17 protein-coding genes and 1 pseudogene are annotated in these 20,581 nt (G+C 43.5%); 6 read left to right on the top strand and 12 right to left on the bottom strand.

The genetic code is table 11. From position 1 onward, the window contains the following. Positions 1-189: 189 nt before the first annotated feature. On the top strand, positions 190-1,248 hold the full coding sequence (locus V7R39_RS13105) for a glycosyltransferase family 2 protein (protein WP_334031212.1): 1,059 nt from the start codon (positions 190-192) through the stop codon (positions 1,246-1,248). Positions 1,249-1,274: 26 nt separating this feature from the next. Continuing rightward, positions 1,275-3,470, top strand: a complete 2,196-nt coding sequence (locus V7R39_RS13100; RefSeq protein WP_334031211.1) for a response regulator — start codon at positions 1,275-1,277, stop codon at positions 3,468-3,470. A gap of 136 nt (positions 3,471-3,606) precedes the next feature. Here V7R39_RS13100 and V7R39_RS13095 read toward each other — a convergent pair whose 3' ends face one another. From V7R39_RS13095 to V7R39_RS13080, 4 genes are all read right to left on the bottom strand, one after another. Continuing rightward, positions 3,607-4,491 (bottom strand): WYL domain-containing protein, encoded by an 885-nt coding sequence (locus tag V7R39_RS13095; protein ID WP_334031209.1) that lies wholly within the window; start codon positions 4,489-4,491, stop codon positions 3,607-3,609. Positions 4,492-4,906: 415 nt separating this feature from the next. After that, the gene (locus V7R39_RS13090) at positions 4,907-7,453 is read right to left on the bottom strand and encodes a M1 family metallopeptidase (RefSeq protein WP_334031286.1); all 2,547 of its coding nucleotides are present in this window, start codon (positions 7,451-7,453) and stop codon (positions 4,907-4,909) included. Positions 7,454-7,721: 268 nt separating this feature from the next. Continuing rightward, complete coding sequence (locus tag V7R39_RS13085; RefSeq protein ID WP_334031208.1) at positions 7,722-9,641, bottom strand: methyl-accepting chemotaxis protein; 1,920 nt, start codon at positions 9,639-9,641, stop codon at positions 7,722-7,724. Between the two features lie 133 nt (positions 9,642-9,774). Continuing rightward, positions 9,775-10,026, bottom strand: a complete 252-nt coding sequence (locus V7R39_RS13080; RefSeq protein ID WP_334031207.1) for a hypothetical protein — start codon at positions 10,024-10,026, stop codon at positions 9,775-9,777. Between the two features lie 194 nt (positions 10,027-10,220). Here V7R39_RS13080 and V7R39_RS13075 point away from each other — a divergent pair, with 194 nt between their 5' ends. Next, complete coding sequence (locus V7R39_RS13075; RefSeq protein WP_334031206.1) at positions 10,221-10,625, top strand: phosphate ABC transporter substrate-binding protein; 405 nt, start codon at positions 10,221-10,223, stop codon at positions 10,623-10,625. A 90-nt stretch (positions 10,626-10,715) separates the two neighbouring features. Here V7R39_RS13075 and V7R39_RS13070 read toward each other — a convergent pair whose 3' ends face one another. Continuing rightward, positions 10,716-11,282, bottom strand: a complete 567-nt coding sequence (locus tag V7R39_RS13070; protein WP_334031205.1) for a substrate-binding domain-containing protein — start codon at positions 11,280-11,282, stop codon at positions 10,716-10,718. 11 nt (positions 11,283-11,293) lie between these two features. On the opposite strand from V7R39_RS13070, the pseudogene V7R39_RS13065 reads away from it, so the two are divergent. Both V7R39_RS13065 and idi read left to right on the top strand, forming a co-directional pair. Beyond that, positions 11,294-12,352, top strand: a pseudogene (locus tag V7R39_RS13065) (iron-containing alcohol dehydrogenase); the annotation flags it as partial. 157 nt (positions 12,353-12,509) lie between these two features. Further along, positions 12,510-13,067 carry an isopentenyl-diphosphate Delta-isomerase gene (gene idi, locus V7R39_RS13060; RefSeq protein ID WP_334031203.1) on the top strand — a complete coding sequence of 186 codons (558 nt, stop codon included), beginning with the start codon at positions 12,510-12,512 and terminating at the stop codon, positions 13,065-13,067. Positions 13,068-13,105: 38 nt separating this feature from the next. Here the strand turns inward: idi and V7R39_RS13055 are convergent, their stop codons facing one another. The 6 genes from V7R39_RS13055 to V7R39_RS13030 all read right to left on the bottom strand — a co-directional run bounded on the left by V7R39_RS13055 (position 13,106) and on the right by V7R39_RS13030 (position 19,434). Further along, the gene (locus tag V7R39_RS13055) at positions 13,106-13,981 is read right to left on the bottom strand and encodes a Brp/Blh family beta-carotene 15,15'-dioxygenase (RefSeq protein WP_334031285.1); all 876 of its coding nucleotides are present in this window, start codon (positions 13,979-13,981) and stop codon (positions 13,106-13,108) included. Beyond that, entirely contained in the window at positions 13,981-15,165 is a 1,185-nt protein-coding gene (locus tag V7R39_RS13050) for a lycopene cyclase family protein (RefSeq protein ID WP_334031202.1), read from the bottom strand. The genes V7R39_RS13055 and V7R39_RS13050 overlap by 1 nt, the downstream gene beginning before the upstream one ends. Continuing rightward, positions 15,158-16,072 (bottom strand): phytoene/squalene synthase family protein, encoded by a 915-nt coding sequence (locus V7R39_RS13045; protein WP_334031200.1) that lies wholly within the window; start codon positions 16,070-16,072, stop codon positions 15,158-15,160. The genes V7R39_RS13050 and V7R39_RS13045 overlap by 8 nt, the downstream gene beginning before the upstream one ends. Continuing rightward, positions 16,062-17,672, bottom strand: a complete 1,611-nt coding sequence (gene crtI, locus V7R39_RS13040) for a phytoene desaturase family protein (RefSeq protein WP_334031198.1) — start codon at positions 17,670-17,672, stop codon at positions 16,062-16,064. The genes V7R39_RS13045 and crtI overlap by 11 nt, the downstream gene beginning before the upstream one ends. Next, on the bottom strand, positions 17,665-18,522 hold the full coding sequence (locus V7R39_RS13035; protein ID WP_334031197.1) for a polyprenyl synthetase family protein: 858 nt from the start codon (positions 18,520-18,522) through the stop codon (positions 17,665-17,667). Before V7R39_RS13035 ends, crtI begins: the two co-directional genes overlap by 8 nt. Positions 18,523-18,612: 90 nt before the next feature. Then, positions 18,613-19,434: a bacteriorhodopsin-like gene (locus V7R39_RS13030; RefSeq protein WP_334031196.1), complete on the bottom strand. Its 822-nt coding sequence runs from the start codon at positions 19,432-19,434 to the stop codon at positions 18,613-18,615. Positions 19,435-19,636: 202 nt separating this feature from the next. On the opposite strand from V7R39_RS13030, the gene V7R39_RS13025 reads away from it, so the two are divergent. After that, positions 19,637-19,801: a hypothetical protein gene (locus V7R39_RS13025; protein WP_334031195.1), complete on the top strand. Its 165-nt coding sequence runs from the start codon at positions 19,637-19,639 to the stop codon at positions 19,799-19,801. Positions 19,802-19,845: 44 nt separating this feature from the next. Here the strand turns inward: V7R39_RS13025 and V7R39_RS13020 are convergent, their stop codons facing one another. Next, complete coding sequence (locus tag V7R39_RS13020; protein ID WP_334031194.1) at positions 19,846-20,520, bottom strand: nitroreductase; 675 nt, start codon at positions 20,518-20,520, stop codon at positions 19,846-19,848. Between the last annotated feature and the right edge of the window lie 61 nt (positions 20,521-20,581).

Here is a 20,581-nt window from a genome sequence, read left to right as displayed (position 1 = left end):
TTGCACCTCTACACTCCAGCGCAGAAAAACAAAAAAAATCATATTAAACAACACATTACATAATGGACTAACTATTGCTTACCTAGTGCTATCAATCTGTCGTTTAGACGAAAGTATAAGAGCACATCCAGTTCATGCTCTTTTCCAGTAAACGTCTTCTCTAATGACGATGAAAAAGGGATATTTAAGATGAGCGCACCAGTAAGTGTGATAACAATAGTGAAAAACAGGACCGAAAAGCTCTGTAACCTCATTAATCAGCTTGAGGCATGCAGCCCTACCCCTAATGAGTTACTCATTGTGTGGATGACACCACCGTCTGATTTATCTCTAGTCACAAGCAATAAATTCGCCATTGAACACAAATTTGTCAATCAGGACGAGCTTCCGATTGCGAAGGCAAGAAACAAAGGATTGTTTGATGCGAAAAACGACATATTAGCGTATATCAGTGTCGACACTATTTTTTCGTCAGCTTGCTTTAAAGAAGCGGTATCAGCACTCGCTCCATCATCAATTATGAGAGCACCGGTAAGCTATATTCCAATCACTTCTCGCAATCAACCGTATTCTGAGCTTTTACATGTCAAAAGCAGAATTTTTGCAAACGAACCTTTTTCTGTAACACAAACAAGCGACACTAAACATAACGACGCTTTACCTAAAGCGAGCTTGCTAAAAAATACAGGGTCAGTAGACAAACAGGACGATAATCATGGAAAACTTAGTAACGATAGCAGTGCTTCTGCAATGTTTTTTATACGTAAGGCAGACTTTGAAAAAACCAGCGGCTTCGATGAAACCTACGACGGTTACGGGCTAAACGACGAAGACTTCTTCACCCAGTGCCGTAGTGTGGGATTATCAATCACAGACCATCCTTCTATTGTTTTCTCTCCTGCACGCGACCTCACGCGATGCCCCGTCAATCATTTATTAGATTTTGTCCATAATGCACAACTTTTCCGTGAAAAATGGGGGTTTTATCCCCGCAAAGACATTCTTTGTGCATATGCAGAAAAAGGATTAATTAATGAAGATTTTGAACACAGTAATATTCGGGTGGTTCGCTTGCCGAATGAAGACGAACTATCTGAAAGCAAAAAAGCGCTAGCGCCAATTGATAACCCGAAAAAATGGGAGCACAAGGTAAAAAAGCCCTTAAATAAGGTGCTTGCTGAGTCTAAAGCGCCCTTTGTATCGACAGCTGACAAGTTGCACATGAAATGCGTGTCTATTACATTGTAAGGTAAGGTTTGCCTAATGCGATTATAATGACCATAAAGTCTCAGTATATCTTTGCCCTTTTGCTTACTGCCACTGCAGTGACTCTTTCCTTTTTTATCATTAACGACCTATTAAGCGACCAGCGTCAAGATGCCGAAATAATCAATATTGCTGGACAGCAGCGAATGCTTTCTCAAAGAATTGCGTTGTTAAGGTCATCCACTAATTTATGTGGTAGCTCGCAGACACAACGTTATTTAGCGTCCTCATTAGACAAGCTTGAAAGTAACCATGAAAAGCTCATCGCCCTTGCAAATCTATCAGCCGCGCATAAAGACTTGTATTTTAAAAATGTAAACCTCGACAAGGCTGTTAACAACTATATAAAAAGCGGCAGAGACAAACTGGCCAATGCGGCAAGTCCAACCGGTGCATCTAGTGAAGTCGATGGAGAGTGCCACACAGCACGCTTGCAAAATGCATCAATACAACCGTCTGCTTCATCCTCGATAATTGCAGACTCTACACAACTTCTTACGCACTTAGATATGGCCGTAACCTTATTTGAAAACGAGGCCAACGCCCGTGTGAAAAATGCGGCAAATTTTACGTTGTATCTTTGGCTAATAACGTTACTGCTGCTCGTTATTGAAGCGGTATTTGTTTTTACGCCAATGGAAAAGCAAATACGTCGTTCGTTAGCTCGTCTCACTAAACTGAAAAACGTGGCTATGGAAGAAGCGGAAAACGCACGGCGAGCGAGCCAAGCAAAATCAGATTTTCTTTCTAGCATGAGCCATGAACTTCGAACACCAATGAACGGGCTTTTTGGGATGATTGAGCTCGCCATTGACAATCCGAGTAAAAGCAATATCTACCTTAAAAAAGCGAAGAGTTCAGGTAGGCAGCTACTTTCGCTTATTAACGATATTCTCGATATTTCAAAGATTGAAGCAAACAAGATTAAAATAGAAAAAGTCCCTGTCGATCTACTTCAAGTTCTAGATGATGTAGTGTCGTTACAACGTGTTTTTTGCCAAAAGAAAGGACTCGAGTTTCACTATCATAAAGAGGCTAGCCTTCCCCCCATTATCGAGGGCGACGTGACTCGTATCGCACAAATTCTGCATAATTTGCTGAGCAATGCAATCAAGTTTACCTCTTCTGGCAGCGTGTCATTGAATGTCAGTCATGCCATTTCGGGCGATTCACTTTTACTCACGTTTGATATTGTTGATACCGGAATTGGCATAGAGGAAGATGTTCTTGACAAAATTTTTCAAAAGTTTGAACAAGCCGACCACTCCACTACTCGTCAGTTTGGCGGAACGGGCCTTGGTTTGAGCATCGCAAAACAGCTGGCGCAGCTGATGGGTGGCGACATAAACGTGCAGTCAGCGGTAGAAGAAGGGACTACCTTTTCATTTACAATGAACACACAGGAAGCCCGTTTACCGCCTATGCCCGTTCAGTCAAAAGTAAATATTCGGTGCGCCATTATCGACGACTTACAAACTAGCAGAGAATATTTAGCCCACATATTGGCTTCTATGCATATTGAAGGTACGTGCTATTCTTCGGCCAGCGACTTTTTAAACCACACCCCGTTTGACTATGACGCCATTATCATCGATTTAGCCATGCCCGGCTTGAGTGGTTTAGACCTCATTGAACAATTGAAACACAGTAAGCACAGTGTCCTGCCAAAAATAATTGTAGTGTCCGCAGAATTGGAATGGCTTAACGGTCAGGACACGTTAACGGAAGTAGTATGGCGATCACACGCCAAGCCCATCAATAGACGTGAAATAGAACAAGATTTGCGTAAATTACTAGCCAGTTCTTCTCCTATTTCTGAAACGCCAAAAACTAAGGTAAAGAAAAAGCGCATACTGCTAGCAGAAGACAATGAGATTAACGCAGAAATTGTTAAAGCACTTTTACAGCAAGAAAACTTCATTATATTGCATGTTAAAAATGGGCAGGACGCACTTGAGGCCTGTATTAAGTATACTTTTGACCTCATTCTCATGGATTGCAATATGCCGGTGATGAGTGGTATTGAATCCTCCATCTCCATTCGAGCCACTTTGGACTTGAAAACACCCATTATTGCGTTAACAGCGAATGCATTCATTGAAGACAAAGAAGAGTGTTTAGCGGCTGGCATGAACGACTTTCTGACCAAACCTATAGACAAAGACACTTTGATCACCTGCATCAGAAAGCACCTAGGTGAATGAGCTAGCCTTAATGGTTAACATTACACCATTGCACTATTGCACTATTGCACCATTATCTAAGCCCTATTTTTCTCACTACAGCTATTGCTCTGGCTTGCACAGCAGCTAGAGCAATAGCCTAATCGTCAGCATCATTTTACTGATACTCAACTTCCTCACTGGTATAACCAGGTGCAATTGCAAGATTGTCTATATTTGCCAAGCTTGCCTGATTTTTCAGCCACAGTTGATATTCCCCCGTTCTCAGACTGGCTAATTTAGTGCAATCCACATTCCATCGTCTGAGCAAATACCCCGCCATTGCAGCACGTACTTGAAGCACCAATACGCCCTCTTCCATGGCATAGTCTAGCTCTATCGCTGTAGGGTATTTAATATTTTTAGGGTGAGGAACAATTTCAAGAGGTATCATTCTTTGCCACGCCTCGTCACAGTCTTTGCGCTCAATTTCATTAGGAGTATCTTTAACTGTCACCTTGCTAATACGGGTTAATACAAAGTCTCGAAAACTCTGAGATTTTCTATCAAATGCGCGAACATGCCACCGCTGCCCGTTATCAACAATACTATGGGGCACCAGCTCTCGCGCGCCTGAGCCGCTACTAAGCGACGTATAAATCACGCTCATGGCTTTTTGATTCACAATAGCTTGCACTACTTTAGCCACAACAAATATATCCGGCACGTTAAGGGACGACGCGCTTTCAACGGGAAAATGAATATCGCCGATGGCATCAAAGCCATCTGAAATATCATTGGCTAATTTGACTAACGTACGTCTAGCATCGTGCTCGAATAGTGGCAAAAAGGATTCTGTTTGAAAATACCGTTTTTCTTGCGCTGAATACACCAAGTTGTCAGGCGCTAACTCTTTGTAAAGCGTAAAGTCTCGAGAGCCGGCAGACAGCCCCACTTCGAAACGCTTAATAAGGTCTTGTCGATGAATAGCGCCCTTGAATAAGAGGCAAAAATCGATGTAAGCCAGTCGCTGGCGTTGTGAAAAAGAGATGGTATCTAGCATTAAAGCGCCTCATTATTTTCGACAGAGTGTTTTTACAGGCAAGGCTATTTGTTAACGCTTTCACAATAGAGATTACAAAATAAGCGTTACGGACTAACCGCTGTAAGAAACGTGTTCTTTTAGCCAGTGTGGTTTATTTTAAGCCGCGTGTAAATATAAACTTCAATCAGGCAGAGTATTCGCAATCAGTGTTTACTGTGAGTTGGTTTTTGTAAGTCAGTTAATGTAATTCGGATATTGTGAGTCGGTTAGTGTGAGTCGGTTAGTGTGAGTCGGACATTATGTCGGCACGTGCAATAAAAAAGCACCTTTCGGTGCTTTTTTATAACAGCTAGCAAACAACGCCGGAGCTATGTATATCAAGTGCCGCGTGCTGTGTAAATCAAATGTTGCGTGCTATGTATTTCAAATATGACTACTTGGCATAGTTAGCAAGAAACTTATCAAAGTCACTTTGAAACGCTGTTTTTAAGCGAAGACACTGCTGAGATTCGTCTTGCATAATTTCAACACCTCGAGCCATCCCTTCGTAACGGTCTTGAATCTTGCTATAAAACGTGTTCGCCATGGCAAGGTTTGTTTCAGAGCAGCTTGAAGACACAAATTCAGGCATGCGCGCTACGTGATAGTCAGGCATCTTCTTAATCAAGGCGTCAGCGTTATTATCAAGCCATTGATATACCAAGGTATGATCATCAAGATTTCTTGCCACCCGCGCAACCATATACATAGTGTTTGCTGGTGTTATCTCATTGGTTAACGCCAAGTCTAACATTTTGAATACAGATTCCTTGTCGTCAAAACGCATGGAATAAATCAGCGTACTTTTTACGTTTGGCAACTGCGCTTTTTTAAATGCACTTACCACCTCGTTAAACCACTTGGCATTATCTTTATCTGCACTATTTTTTGTCGCAATAGCAATGGCAGTTCCGGCAAGGCCAGAAGAAACACTTGTTGTATCATCGATATACTTTTTAGCGAGCAAGTTACTCTTCTCAACCAAGCTATCGCTATCGGCATACATACCTAAAAAGCCATACAGTTGATTGCGAAGGCGAATAATGTCGGTCGAATCATCCTCTGCCTGAGTAAGGCTCAGTGAGTCTAATAGGGGTATATAAGTATTAGTCAGCAAGGTAGCATACGCATCGCGATTGCTATCATTAACTAAGTAATCAAATTCTTGCAGTACACCAACAGCTGCGCGAATAACGGCAGGGTCCTCGTCAGCACTTAACGCATTGAGTACTTTCATCACACTATCAACACCAACCTCATCAGCATTTAACAGTGCTTGATAGTTATACAACACGTTTTTCTTTTCACGCTTGTTCAGTACCTCAATATTTGCCAGTAAATTGTCTAACTGCGCAGGCGAGATAGACCAGCGGAAATAGCCTGTGGCATTGTCATTCGGATACACCCAGTCGGCCTCGGCTAGCTGAGGGAGGGTTGTAGTGGTTTTGTCGATAAACACAACCTCACTTTTCATTTCCCCGTTTTGCTGGTAGGTCAACTTAAGCGGTATGGCCCACGTTTTATCTTCTACCGATGCGCCAGCAAAATGGAAGCGAGACTGAGTGACTTTACCATCTTCAGTGATATGAATAATGGGGTAACCAGGCTGTTCTAGATAGGCTTTCATCATTGCACTTAAATTAAAGTCGGATACGCCATCAAGCGCTCGCCACAAATCATCAGCTACCGTATTACCCCATGAATGGGTTTTCATGTAATTACGCACACCCTCACGGAAGCTGTCGGTACCGATTAGCGACTCAATCATTTGCAGGATCGACTCGCCTTTTGAGTAATTAAGCCCCAAACCATCCATAACGTCTGGCTGACGTTTCACGACTTTTTTCACGGGCTTAACCGTTGGGCTTGCATCTGCACCAAATGCCCCTTCTTGAACAAGGCGATCGGCATAATATAACTCAGGATATAGCGTCTTCATTGTGTGACTTGCAGCCCATGAAGCAAACGCCTCGTTTAGCCACAGGTCGTCCCACCAGGCCATGGTTACTAAATTGCCAAACCACTGGTGGGCAAGTTCGTGAGCAATCACGTTAAGTGGGCCAGAGCGCTCCGTAACACTTGGGTTATCGGCTAAAAGCAACAGACTATCGCGATAGGTAATTAGACCCACATTTTCCATGGCGCCGTGTGTAAAGTTAGGCACAGCCACAAAATCCATTTTCTTGTAGGGATATTTAATGCCAAAGAAATCTTCCAAAGACGTTAGTATTTCTGGAGTATGCTTGATGACAAACTTCGTTTTGTCGATATAGCCTTTAGGTACATAAATACGACCAGGCACAGACAACCCTGTCATCTCAGTGCTATCGAATGGGCCCACTGTGTAAGCGATAAGGTAGGTCGGCATAGGCTTTGTTTTTTCAAACAGAACGGTTTTTACGCCATCGCTTACCGACTCTTTAAGCACTGGCGTATTTGATACCACTACCTGATGGTCAGGCGCGCTAATGGTCATTTGATATGGAATTTTGAAAATAGGCTCATCAAAGCTTGGAAACGCTTTTCTGGCGTGCATGTCTTCAAACTGGGTAAAAATATAGTTGTTTTCTTCAAAACGAGACAGATACATGCCGTCTGATGACGTGTTTACTTTGCCTTCAAACGCAATTTTAAGCGTGTAGTTGCCAGGCTTGATAATGTTCTCAGCCGTTCCCAAATTAATATCATAATCACTTTCCATAACGCTTAGCGACAGCGAGTGCTCAGCGTTTTCTAAAGTAGCAGACGTGATGGATAAATCGTGCTGATAAAAACCGACTTTTTGAGTCGGTGAATTGACAACAACGTCAATCTCCGTTGTTCCCGAGTACGATGGGTTGTCTGGGTCGACATTTAGATGTATACGTTGAAAGGTTGGGCTTACTGACGATGGCAGGCGATAATCAACATCGGCTGCGTTAGCAAAACTGCTCAATAGCATGTTTAATGTGAGCAGCACCGCTGCCGTATTAAACAGCGCAGTTATTCGTTTCATTATAATTATTCCATGTGTGAAGCAGTGCGATATCGCCGCTGCAATGTTTTTTCCACCGCATAGGATAAGAGGGAACACCGGCTACGGCAATGCTAAGCTGTCATAATCAATAATGAAATTGTTACTGTTCGTTTCAAGCCTGACAATTGGTAGACTCGTCGCAAATAGTTAATTTAGTTAATGTCTGAATGGAAGAGACCTTAGCGGCCTCTCCTTAGAAACGATAGCGCCTAAGCTGCGCTTGCATTTGTTTTATTTGATCAACCAACTCATTACAGCTTATTGCCACCTCGGTGGCATAGTTACGATTGGCATCACCAACGGCTTTAATACTCTCAACCCCTTGAATAACGTTCCTAGCGACCTCTTTTTGCCCTTGTGCGGTATGTGATGCCTCTTGGTTTAACCGAGTGATTCGAGCCACCGCTCCTAGTGCTTGCTCCAGTGAGACTCCTGCATTTCTAGTGACTTCAAGCGTATTATAAGCCGTATCTTTATTGCGATTCATTTTTGATGCGGCTTCTCTGCTACCTTGTTGTAAACGTTCAATCATAATGCGAATTTCTTCTGTCGATGACTGCGTTCTGCTTGCCAAAGAGCGAACTTCATCGGCAACTACGGCAAAGCCTCGTCCTTGCTCACCCGCCCTAGCCGCTTCAATGGCCGCATTTAACGCTAACAAGTTCGTCTGCTCGGCGATGTTGCGTATCACTTCCATCACGCCGCTTATTTCTTCACTGGCTTGCGCTAGCTCATCAATGACTTTAACTGACTCATCAACATCACTAGCCTGGGCTTGAATGTCATCGATAGTTTGCGCAAGCACGCTTACGCTGGTTCTAGTATCGCTATCTGCCGCCGTGGCAGCTTCACTGGAACTGGTAATATTGGCAGAGACATTGTCAGTATTTTCTTGTAATAGGACGATGGCTGAATCAATTTTGTCCGTTTCTAAAGAAAGTAACGACACTGACTCGCTAGACTGCTCTGCCGTTTTGTTTAGTAACTCTGATTTAGCCAGCATACCGCCGGTTGTGGCATCTACATTTTGCAATGTCTCTTGAAGCTGGCCTAATAGCTGATTAAAGGCTCTAGCCATTTGCCCAAACTCATCACCTCTTTTGCCTTCAAACCTAAAAGTAAGATCGCCTTCGCCTGAGGTTAAGTTAGTTACAACAGCAATAAATTCATCAAGGGGTCTACCCACTATGTATTTAACAAGCAACCATATAGTAATAAGTACGCCTGCACTGGCCACAAGTATTTTTGCAAGTACCGCGAAAACAGCAGCGCTTATTAGCGACGATTTTTCACTTTGTGACGCGACCAAAATAATATCGTAGCCCCACGCTTTAAAAGGCACGATAGTTGTCGACCATTTATCACTATCATTGAGTGCAGACTGCACTGTTTGTTCATTGACATGAGACGAGTGCATGCGAATATTGCCCTTACCATCTCTTAAGGCTACGAAGCCGTCATCAAGAAGGTGGCTTTTCTTAATTGCATCCTCCAGCACGTTTAAATCTGCAGAATAGCCCACGTACCAAATGCCAATAACACGGCCTTGGGCGTTGAACATGGGCTCATAGCCTGTGAGATAAGGGCTACCTAGTATATCCACAGCACCATAATAGGCCTGTTGTTGTTCTATTTTTTTTATTGCCTTACCGGATGGGGCGAGCTTAGTACCGATAGCTCGCGCACCGTTTTTAATTACGTTGGTGCTGACCCGAATATAATCATTGCCCGTTTTACTGAATAAGGTGGCGGTACCGCCCATTACATCAGTCAACCCGTCTACCAATGAAAAGTCGTTAGCTTGCGCTTGAGAACCGAGAAATAATTGTTGAGCTGGTGTGTCTTTTACGGTGACAACCCCATCATGACTAGGAACACCCAGTGCGTCGCCTCGCTGTTTGAGCAGCGACATACTGCTTTTCACTCGCTCGAGTACAATGGCGTCAGTAACGGTGAGAATATTAACGAGCCTATCTGCTGTGTTTTGTTTTTGCGTTTCTATCTGCTTTACGACACTGGAAGACGTGGTGACTACCGTTATAATTGCGATAATCAAGGCTAATAAAGCGATGACAGAACAAATTGCTAATAAAAACTTACGCTGGATCGACATACAATTTTCGCTCGCTCATGAAGGTTGTTAATACTAATTATTACTTGTTTTTATTCAGGCACCTTCCCTAGCTAACGCACTCCATATACTTAAATTTAGGTAACTTTTTCCATAGAGCAAACTTTTTTATCATTTACTTCATATTTATCTTTCCGCCAATCATTTTTAGAGAGGGGGCTCCTCGAATTAATGTATCTCGTGCAAACTGCTGTTCGCAGTTAGGGCATATGCCCTCTTCTTTTGTGAAGTCTTCAACTATTCGCTCTTTGAAACACTTAACCAACGCCCCTTTACCACCTTTTTTATATTTATAGAGTAAGGTTTTACACTTAGCACAATAAATCTGAACGGTTTTTTCTGGGGCTTTTTTTCGGGGTTTTGCCATCAATACCTCGCTAATACTCATTCTACGTTTTGCTACCATTGTACAATCGCAGCATGGTGTTATTTTCAGCTATACTTTAACAGACGTAAACACGACTCACTGTTTCTCTCCTTTATTGGCTAAACTGTTTTCAGAGAACCTGAATGACGAGTGCCCTATAACGGATTTATTTACAACGATTAAAGGTAACCTTCATGAAATTTATTTTCGCACTGTGTCTTTTGCTTTCAACGCCTGTATTTGCCGGCACAGCTATCATCATTAATGCCAACAATACTTCGGGCATTGACATTGAAATGGTGAAACGCATTTATCTTGGTAAATCAAAAGCGTTTCCTGATGGGAGCAGAGCTATTCCCCTTACGTTTGAAACAGGTAATGGACTTCGGGATATATTTAACAAAAACGTACTTGGAAAGTCTGAATCTCAATACTCAGCTTTTTGGTCAAAACTTGTGTTCACGGGTCGAGGAACGCCACCTGAAATGATTTCAAACGAAGATGAAATGCTAACGCTTGTTGCTACAAACCCGAACACTATTGGCTTTATTGATGAGAGCAAAGTTGATGGCTCAGTAAAAATTGTAGGCACGTTCTAGCTTTTGGTTCGATTAACTCGCCGGTTCAGTTTAAAAGAAATGCGCAGTACAGTTCCCCCTGTACTGCGTTTTGATTCTTTCACCCTCGTACTAGCTTGGATACTCGGCAAGGTAATTTAAGTTAGTAAACGCTGTGATAACGTCCTTAGCAAAATCTACTCTGGGGTTAGAAAGCGCGCCCTTTTTCCACACTAAATATAAATCATTTTCTGGACCGGGCTTGCCCAGCTGAATAAGCTCCCCCTGCTTGATGCCTTGCTTGCAAAGGTAATCGGGCAACACTGAATAACCAACCCCCGACGTAACTATAGACGCGATGGCTCTTATATCGGGGCAGATGGCTGCCACAGGCGAGTCGCATTTGGCATTAAACACATCAGCAAAGTAGCGGCGAATAAGGGGAAGTTGTTCATCGTAAGCGACCACTTTATGCGTATTTAATAGAGAAGCTGTCACCTCCCGCTCTCCTATCAACTTGCCCTGAACTCGATTCATAACAAGGATGAGTCGCTCTTTATCCAGTTTTTGATATTCATACATAGTCGATTCTGGCTCTGAACCAGTAATAGCAAGTTCAGCCACGTCGTTTTTTAACAGGCCATAAATATCTGTTTTATTGCCGGTATGGACAACCAGGTTGACTCTATCAGCCTGCAACAGATTGGCAAGTGTTTCTTTACGGTGGTGGCTCGATTAAAAAGAACGGCATTTACGATAAAACCGCAGAAGCACTTGCCGATGCCAAGGTTGTAGAGTTTCACGGTGTTGAGCCAAACCCGGAATTTTCGACGCTTATGAAAGCCGTTGAAGTGGCTCGTGATAACAAGGTTAACTTTATCCTTGCTGTAGGTGGCGGAAGTGTTATCGACGGTGCAAAATTTGTCGCTGCTGCGGTCAACTTTGCTGGCGACCCTTGGGATATCTTAATTAAAGAAGCACCGTTTGAAAACCCATTACCTATCGGTGCCGTTCTTACATTGCCTGCAACTGGCTCAGAAAGTAACGGTAATTCAGTGGTAAATCGCAAAGAAACCTCACAGAAACGCGCGTTTTCATCAGAATCTGTACAGCCGGCATTTGCAGTACTCGACCCTGAATTTACCTATTCGCTGCCAATGCGACAGGTATCAAATGGTGTGGTAGACGCCTTTGTGCACGTAATTGAGCAGTACCTCACCTACTCAGTTAACGCGCCGTTACAAGACAGGTTTGCAGAAGGCATTTTACAAACACTTATTGAAGAAGGTCCTAAGTCACTAGCAACACCTACTGATTACGACGTAAGAGCTAACGTAATGTGGTCAGCAACAATGGCGTTGAATGGTCTTATTGGCAAAGGCGTTCCACAAGATTGGGGCACTCACATGATTGGCCACGAATTGACGGCACTTCACGGTTTAGATCATGCGGTAACGCTAGCTATTGTATTGCCTTCGCTGATGTATGTGCAACGAGACAGTAAAAAAGAGAAGATTTTACAGCTTGGTGAGCGCGTATTTAATATTTCAGAACACAATGAAGAAAAGGCGATAGATTTGACTATTAAAGCCGTTCAAGATTTCTTTGAAACAATGCAAGTCAAAACTCGCTTGTCTGATTACGATATCGATAAAACAGCCATTGATGGGTTGGTTGATAACCTAGAGCGCAACGGTCTAACTGCGCTTGGCGAGCACGGCGATATTGATTTAGCAAAGGCAAGAGAAATTCTCACCCTGGCTGCCTAAAACTCAAATCTTCTAGTTTTAGACTACATTGCGCTACAGCGGCGGTATATGTAGCGCATTCGTCCAAGCTAGTAAGTATAAATAACGTAAAACCATATTGTCCCCAACGCGTATCTATCAATAATGGTCGGGCAAGTTTTTATAAATGAGTATGGTTATGAATGAGTCAGTAGTGTTAGTAAATTCGATGGGCAATATGGTTGGTACATGCGAGAAACTGCAAGCTCATCAACACGGTCTTCTTCACCTTGCCTTTTCACTGATGCTAGTAAGAAAAACCGAAAACGGCTTTGAACACTTACTACAACAAAGAGCCAGTGATAAGTACCACAGCGGCGGCAAATGGAGCAATGCCTGTTGTTCACATCCTCGAGAAGGAGAAAGGCTTGATAGCGCGGTAAAGCGTCGCGTTTTTGAAGAGCTAGGTGTTACCCATTTACCTAACCCTGAATACGTTGGCGCAATGACGTACAAAGCGTCATTGGATAACGGGCTTACTGAGCACGAGTACGATCATATTTTCGTCCAGTATTGCAATGACGAGGACGTTGCTCTATCACCTAACCCTGATGAGGTCAGCGCCACTCGCTGGGTAAGCGAACAAGACATTAAGGCTGAATTGTCACAAAACCCACTTAGCTATACTGCTTGGTTTGCAGATTTACTGCAGCGCTTTGTAAGTGCCAGAGAACAAAAGCCAACACCTGATGCTTAGTGCGTTGCTTCTGGTTCCTGGTTCCTGGTTCCTGGTTCCTAATTATTGTGATTACTAAAGTGTGTAAGCAACACATGGGGGCACGTTACTGCAAACAGCCCGATAAAGATAAGCGGGTAGTACACACTAAAAGCCTCTGTTTCGATAAAATACCAGTAGCCTGCGCTAAAAATAGCGACAGTACCTAGCATAGGAACGAGCGTAGCAACGGCCAGACTTTTGAAATTCACCTGCATTGTTTTTTGCACTAACGCTGTGTGGTAAACAGAGTGAACAATACAAAAGTACAGCGTAAAAAAGACAAGAGGAGGCAGCACGCAGGCGCATATCACAACAATAATCATGTTCTTCACCACTGTCGTCTCAATACTGTTTTTTAACCAATAAGCCAATACAATTGCAATGCACAGCACTGCTATCACCTGCATGCCTAAGGCGATAATGGACGCATGGTTGGCGGGTAAAAAAAGCCATTCAAAAACACCTTCAAGACGCTGTGAGTACACCAACGATGGGGCTGTCACCACCACGGCACTGAGACACCATGCAGGTGTCGAACGTGTTTGCTGCCAGTCGTGCCTGAAGTGGGCAACTCCAATAGTTAAAAACACTAAGAGGCACACTGTTGGCAACAGCATCCATGCAAAGAACGCCATCACTACTAATGCGGTATACACGCAAACAAGTATGCTGAGCTTTACGGCATAGCTGAAACGAAATTTTCCCATGTCTTGCTTGCTTAAAGACTTAAGCATAAGGATATCTAGTGCACCATGAGGCATTCCCATGATAAAAATTACAATGAGAGCCGCTATGCCTATCCCATCATTAGAAACGGGAAAGGCGGCGTACCAGGCTATACAAAGCACGATACTTGAAATCGTAAAATAATTAAAAAGCCGAAGGGTATTCATTAGTGCCAAGGGGTAAAAAGCGCTTTGACGAACGGCCTAATCGGCATAGCCTTGATAATAGACAGAACGTCTGAAAAAGTAGCCTTCTCTGTCATAAAGCGGGCAAACACATCAGCATTCACATTTTTAGCCATTGCATTAAATAGTGTTGGGGACAGCGCCATGTTTTTTCTCATTACCTTCAAAAACAAAGAGTCTAACGCAGAGTATATCGGCGATATGGGCTTAGCTAGAGATAATTTGTTTTCACTGCAGAGGCTTTCGGCTGTTTTTTGCGCCCAGCGCTGAATGGTTAAAAACGCGTACCCAGACGACGCTCTAATCATATTGCCTCGCGCACCAATACAAATCCAGTTGCCTACCTTGACGGGTGCTATTCGTGTATCCATCGGCAGCACCCCTTTTTCCCACGTTTCAATAACCACATCATTGCCATAATTGCAGCTATTGACTATATCCTCACAGGCAGACTGCATATCGGCAAGGGATTCATCGCGCATTGAAAAGCGAGTTAACTCAATAAGTGCATAGTCTGAATCGAAGGGCAAAATATAGGTGAACTCAAAACAGCTTTCATCAGCGGTCATGTTTGACATCAGTGCAGCCTTTTTTGCGTTAAACGACTGAGTGGACGTTTTCACCCACGCACCAACAAAATACTGATTGATAGTATTACCTTCTGGCAGAGAGATGCCACACGCACTGTCAAACCCAAAGGACGCTGAAACTCGCCGGCCTTTCAGCGCTAGCTCAACACTATTGGCGCTGGCATTGGCATGAGCATGAGCATGAGCATGAGCATCTACAATATCAATCAACTCACTATCGGTATTCCACAGCCATTCTATAGTGGGCAGGCCTTTGAGCTTTTCAAAGGCGTATTGATAAAAATCTTCGGCCTGTAAGCAGCAGTAAGCGTGTTCACTTGATAGTGTACAGTGGTGATATTCTTGACCGTCACCTGAGAATGACCAAGAAAACCAGCGGCGTTTAATTAAGTGATGTAGGGAGGATGAAATATTTTCCTCTCCCCAGAAACACCAGGTTTTTTGTGTTTCGGGTTCAGCGCGCTTTTCAACAACTAATACGCTTCCCGAGTAGCCTTGTTCTATTAACGCTAAAAGCAGGGATATACCTGATAACCCTGCCCCTCGAATAATAATGTCTACGTTATCATTAGTCATTAATTATGCTAACGGGCTGCAGGTCGGTAATGGAGGCGTGAAGCACATCAATACTTGGAGCACGCTTCTCAGCAAATACAGGGTAGCCACCTCTCACCATGACAGAAGAAGCGATCAGTATTTTCTTGGGTAACCCTACCCGCGTTCTTCTTTCCCAATATGCATAGTTGTGACGTGCTGCTAGTTTTATGCCTATCTCGCGGTACACTGAAGCAGCGATGGCAATGGCATTTCTGCTATTTTTAGGTAAGTACCTTAATCCTTGCCAACCACTATTATAGTAACACTCACTCAATGCCAGTAACCGCTTTGTAGCACCTATGACTTTTTGCTGTGTTGTAACGGAATTTTCCACAATATCTTGAGCAGACACATCGCACCAGCTTCCGGGAATATATCGTCTTCCCATCTGCGCATCTTCAAAAACGTCTCTTGCTATGTTGGTGAGCTGCATGCCGATGCCGAGGTTGGTGGCATAAGGCAGCCCTTTCTCTTTCGCGCCTAAAATGGGACACATCATTAGCCCTACGACGCCTGCTACCCGGTAGGCATATCTGATAAGGTCGTCCTGCGTTTTAAAATCCACGGTGTATAAATCTTGCTTCACTCCTTCTATAAGCTGTATGGGAAGCGTCGAAGAAAAGCCGAGCTCACCCTGCAATGACAAAAAATCTGCCGTGTTTGCACATAATTCGGTGTCGGTTTCAATAGCGCGCTGAATAGTTTCTAGCTCTGCCTTGGCGAGCTGTTTGTCGCTACTTTCATCCGCTATATCATCAATCCAGCGACAAAATGCATAAAGACGGGCGGCCTGATTAAGTCTTTTTTCAGGCAAAAAATATCCTGCAAAACGAAAAGACTTACCATGTTTAGCGAGTGTTGCTAATGCCACCTCTTCATTTTGCATTCATGCCCCCACCTTGTAATTCGGGAGATGCGGATAAGCTTGATTGGGTAACATTGCAATTCGTGGAATGTGCAGCGGACACAGGATTAACCTCTGGTGCTGTTGTTGATGCCGTTTCATGGGTTTTATTAGGCACCACGCTAGGAATTAAACTCTCTACCACTTTTGCAGAAGAGAGAACGCCGGGTAACCCTGCCCCAGGATGGGTTCCTGCACCACACAGGTAGAGGTTTTCTATTCCTTCTGATTTATTGTGAAATCTAAACCACGCCGATTGAGTAAGGGTGGGAGCAATTGAAAAACCTGCGCCCTCTACACTTAAATACTCTTCGGAAAATTCTTTTGGTGTCATGTCAAATTGTTCAACAACACAGTCGCTAAGACCCGGCATGATAGATGATTCGAGAGCCTTTAAAATTTTCTCTGCATACTCTTCACGAATGTCTTCCCATTGTGTTCCAGATGACAAGTTGGGAACGGGAGATAATACATAAAAGCTATCGCAACCCTCGGGTGCCATACTAGGGTCTGTCGCTGTTGGGCGATGTAGATATAGAGAAAAATCGTCTGCTAACACTTTCTTATTAAAAATATCATCTAAAAGTGGTTCGTAGCGCTTGCCTAACCAAATGGTGTGGTGAGCTATGTCTTCAAATTTTTTGGTGGTGCCAAAATACAAAACGTAAAGTCCCATGGAGAGCTTGGCATGCTTGGTTTTTATCCGAGCTGACAGCTTTTGGTCTTCTTTTTTAATCAGTTTTGAATAAAGGTATTTCGGGTCGATATTCGACACTAGGGTATCGCAGTCAATGGCACCCGATTCGCAGTGCACTTTTGTGGCTTTCTTATTTTCAGTTTCGATACCCGTTATAGTGGTGTTTAGCTGAATGTTAATGCCTTCCTCTTCCATCAGCTTACCTAGCGCCTGAACTAACGCGCCGGTGCCACCCATAGCAAAATGAATTGCCCACTTTCTCTCTAAGAAATGGATTAGGTTATAAATACAGGTAGTGTCAAATGGGTTGCCGCCAACCAGCAAAGGCTGAATCGAAAAGGCTTGGCGTAGCTTTTCACTTTTTAAGTGTTCGCACACTAGTTGCCACACGTTGCGGTAACAACGAAGCTTGGCGAGATTGGGAATTTGGGAGACCATGCTAGAAAGTGTATGGAAAGGTTTATCTGCCAATTGGCTAAAACCAATATCAAAGATAGCTTCTGATTCTTTTAATAGTTCGAGGTAGCCGTTTTCATCTTCTGGGCAAATACGCCTAATTTCTTCCAACGTATCTTCAAGTGTGCCGCCGTAGTTAAACGTATCGCCATCGGGGTACACAAATTTATACCAAGGCTCGACAGGCACAATGTTTATGTAATCTTCAATTTTCTTCCCAAATAGTTCGAATAACTCTTCGAATAAGAAGGGTGCAGTAATGACGGTAGGACCTGCATCAAAAACAAAGCCGTTGCGACGAAAAACCCGTGCTCGCCCGCCCAATTCGGTTTGGCGGTCGACTAAGGTAACATCGTAACCTTTTGCTTTCATACGCAAGGCCGATGCAATGCCGCCAAACCCGGCTCCAATGACTACTGCTTTATTCATTTTGGCTCCTACACACTGTCTTAAACAAAAGCTGACACGCCTTTATCGCAGACTCGCCACAATTGGCGGGTAATTCATTCAATTCAAGTTCGCAACGTTTAAGTAAATACTGCGCCCGCGTTCTAGCCAGTTCAATGGCTTGGTCGTGATCAGATTCTCTGGCCAATAAATTAACCACATTGAGCTGACCATTCTCTAAATCTGCCTGCCAATCATCCATGTCATCAGCAATTTGATAGGCTATTGCAAACTGGCGAATGGCTTCACTGGCTTTGTCGACTGCGCTTTCATAATTAGCTGCAATAAGCGGTAGCGCTAGAGATAGCTGTAAAAGAGGCCCAGATTTCTCTGCTGCGATAATTTCAAAGTCAGCAAGTGATTTAACCTGTTGATGGATATCCTTGCACTGACCCTCAATAGTTTTGGAAACATTGTTGCTTACACAGCGGATTAAAGCAGGAAGTTTTGTAACGTCTTCAATATTGCTCAAAGCGCCGTAGGCTTTTGACAGCATTAAGTCACCTGCGCACAGCGCGATGTCTCTTCCAAACCGGCTCCAGGCAGACGCTCGACCACGGCGCTGTGCGTCGTTGTCTTGCAAGTCGTCATGAACTAGCGAAGCGTTGTGTAATAGCTCTACACAGCTAGCCAGTGATAGAGCCGTTTGTTCGTTAAGTGATAATGCCTCGCACGCTTGAAGGCAAAGTTTAGCTCGTGTTCGCGAACCTCCGCTTTGAAGGTGGTAACACGCGGCTGAATTTTCTGATACAGATAAAAAGAGCGCTTTTTCTAATAACTCCATTACCTGTAGACTGTTTTTACTGGTGCTTTTAGTTTTGCTTTTGTTCATTTACACACCCTTGGCAGTAACGCTTGCGCTGCTTTGCAGCGCAAGCGTGCATAACGCAAAGCAGCAGTTAGTTAACTGCTGCCTACTCTCTTAGTTTTTTAGTTTGCCGTCACTTTCATTCGTTGCGGCGAACCAAATCAAGAGGCCAAATGCAATTTTGTTAACTACGTCTGCTAAGTTATAGATAATGTTAAGCGAATCTGCATCTGCAGCACCCACTAGGTAACCCATTACATAGCCGATTGGATAAATTGCCCAACCGATAGTTACAACCCAACGCATTGCGCCATATGCATATTTTACTGCATCACTTGCATGGGCTTCTGCTGCTTTACCCGCTTCACCAAGGAATACTTCGTACAAAATGTAGAACCAACCAAGCATACCAATTACGAAGCCAAGCGTTAGGTCCATATACCCTGCTTCACCAAGATATCCTGGAATCAGCATGACTAATGTACCAATAAGCAAACGCCAGAATATGCCAGCTGTTGCTACGCCAATCGCACGTAATATTAGATAGAATTCAATCATTAACAGCGGCACGGTAAGTAGCCAATCGATATACCGGTATACCGTTGGCGTTTCACCCGTTGCTACCCACACGTCGCGCATGTAGAAATAGTGCACAGCGGCGATAAACGTTACCAGCGCTGACACGGTTAGTGATGTTTTCCATTTTGCCGTTACCGCTTGTGTTTCCCATAGGAAAAATACGGTTGATGCCATAAGGGCCATGGAAATTAGCCAAAATGAAATACCAACAAAGTCATCTGGCTGAAGGTTAGCGGCCGCGTGGGCCATGGTTGGGGTTAAAAGCAATAAGCCTCCTGTGGCGAGCATTTTACCTTTCATTCCAAGTTTACCCATTTTTTTACACATATCTGAGATGGAGCTAAAGTTTGTCTTCATTATTTTTCTCTCACATTCATCACTGAGTTTAGTTTAACGCTGAGCATTTTTTACAATTACTTAACGTAACATTATTATTCCGTTAACATTATTTAGGATCAGAACATCACTCTAATTTCTGTTAATATTAAAAAACATTAATAAGATCTATGTTTAAGCCGAAATCTCGACCACATTCAAAAAGTGAAAACAGGAAAGTATTATGAAATTATTGAAACTAGGCTTTGCCGCTGCAGTAATCGTGTCTTTGATATCGCTTGCGTGGCACTTCGTACGTCAACAACAGTTTTTAATGGTGGGGGTACCTACCGCATTGTTACTCACTATTATCATCGTAATGATCATGCGGCAGGAAAAAGTTGAGTAGATAAAAACGAGTAGCTTTTGTTTAGCGGCTTAGCTGTTTAGCGCTTACTCAAAACCGTGGTAGGTCACAAAATCTGCGTTGTCTGCGCGGGTAGAGCGAACAGAGTTAGCAGGAAAATCAGGGTCTGGATAACCAAGCGCTATGCATATCATAATTGCTTCATCGTCTGGAATATTGGCGTGCTTATGCACCACGTCAGACTGCATAATGCCCTGTCCGTTAATCACGCACCCCAAGCCTATGTCCCACGCAGCCAGTACAATACCGTAAGCAAGAGAGCCTAAACCGAACTGGGTAATTCCTGCAGGCTCAAGCGTTTTATCGTAAGTCAGCACTAATGATACAGGTGCATCGAATTGACGAAAACCGCGCATCATCCAGTCCATTCGCTTTTCTTTGTCTTCGCGAGTTATGCCCATGACATCAAACAACTGAACGGCGACATCGATTTGTCGCTGGCGGTGAATACCCTCGTAGTCTTCCTTATAAGGAAAATCCCGCTTATGGGGCTTTCCTGCAAGTGTATTCTCTGTATTACCTTCGCGTATTTTATCTAAAACATCGCCAGTAACAGCGTGTATCTTCCACGTTTGTGTGTTGTAAGAAGAGGGTGCCCACTTAGCCGCGTTGATAATAGAATCTACGGTTGCTTTAGAAACAGGCTGCTTTGTGAAGCCACGGACACTCTTTCTTGAAGCGGCAAATTCTGCAAAATTCATATTACTCTCGCTTACTCTACGTTATTACAATTAATTAACATAGAGTAAACGCTGACCATCC

The sequence above is a fragment of the Alteromonas sp. P256 genome (assembly GCF_036864455.1).
In the GTDB taxonomy this organism is placed as follows: Bacteria; Pseudomonadota; Gammaproteobacteria; order Enterobacterales; family Alteromonadaceae; genus Alteromonas.
The sequence above is the reverse complement of the archived record's forward strand: the minus strand, read 5'-3'. Positions and strand labels throughout refer to the sequence as shown.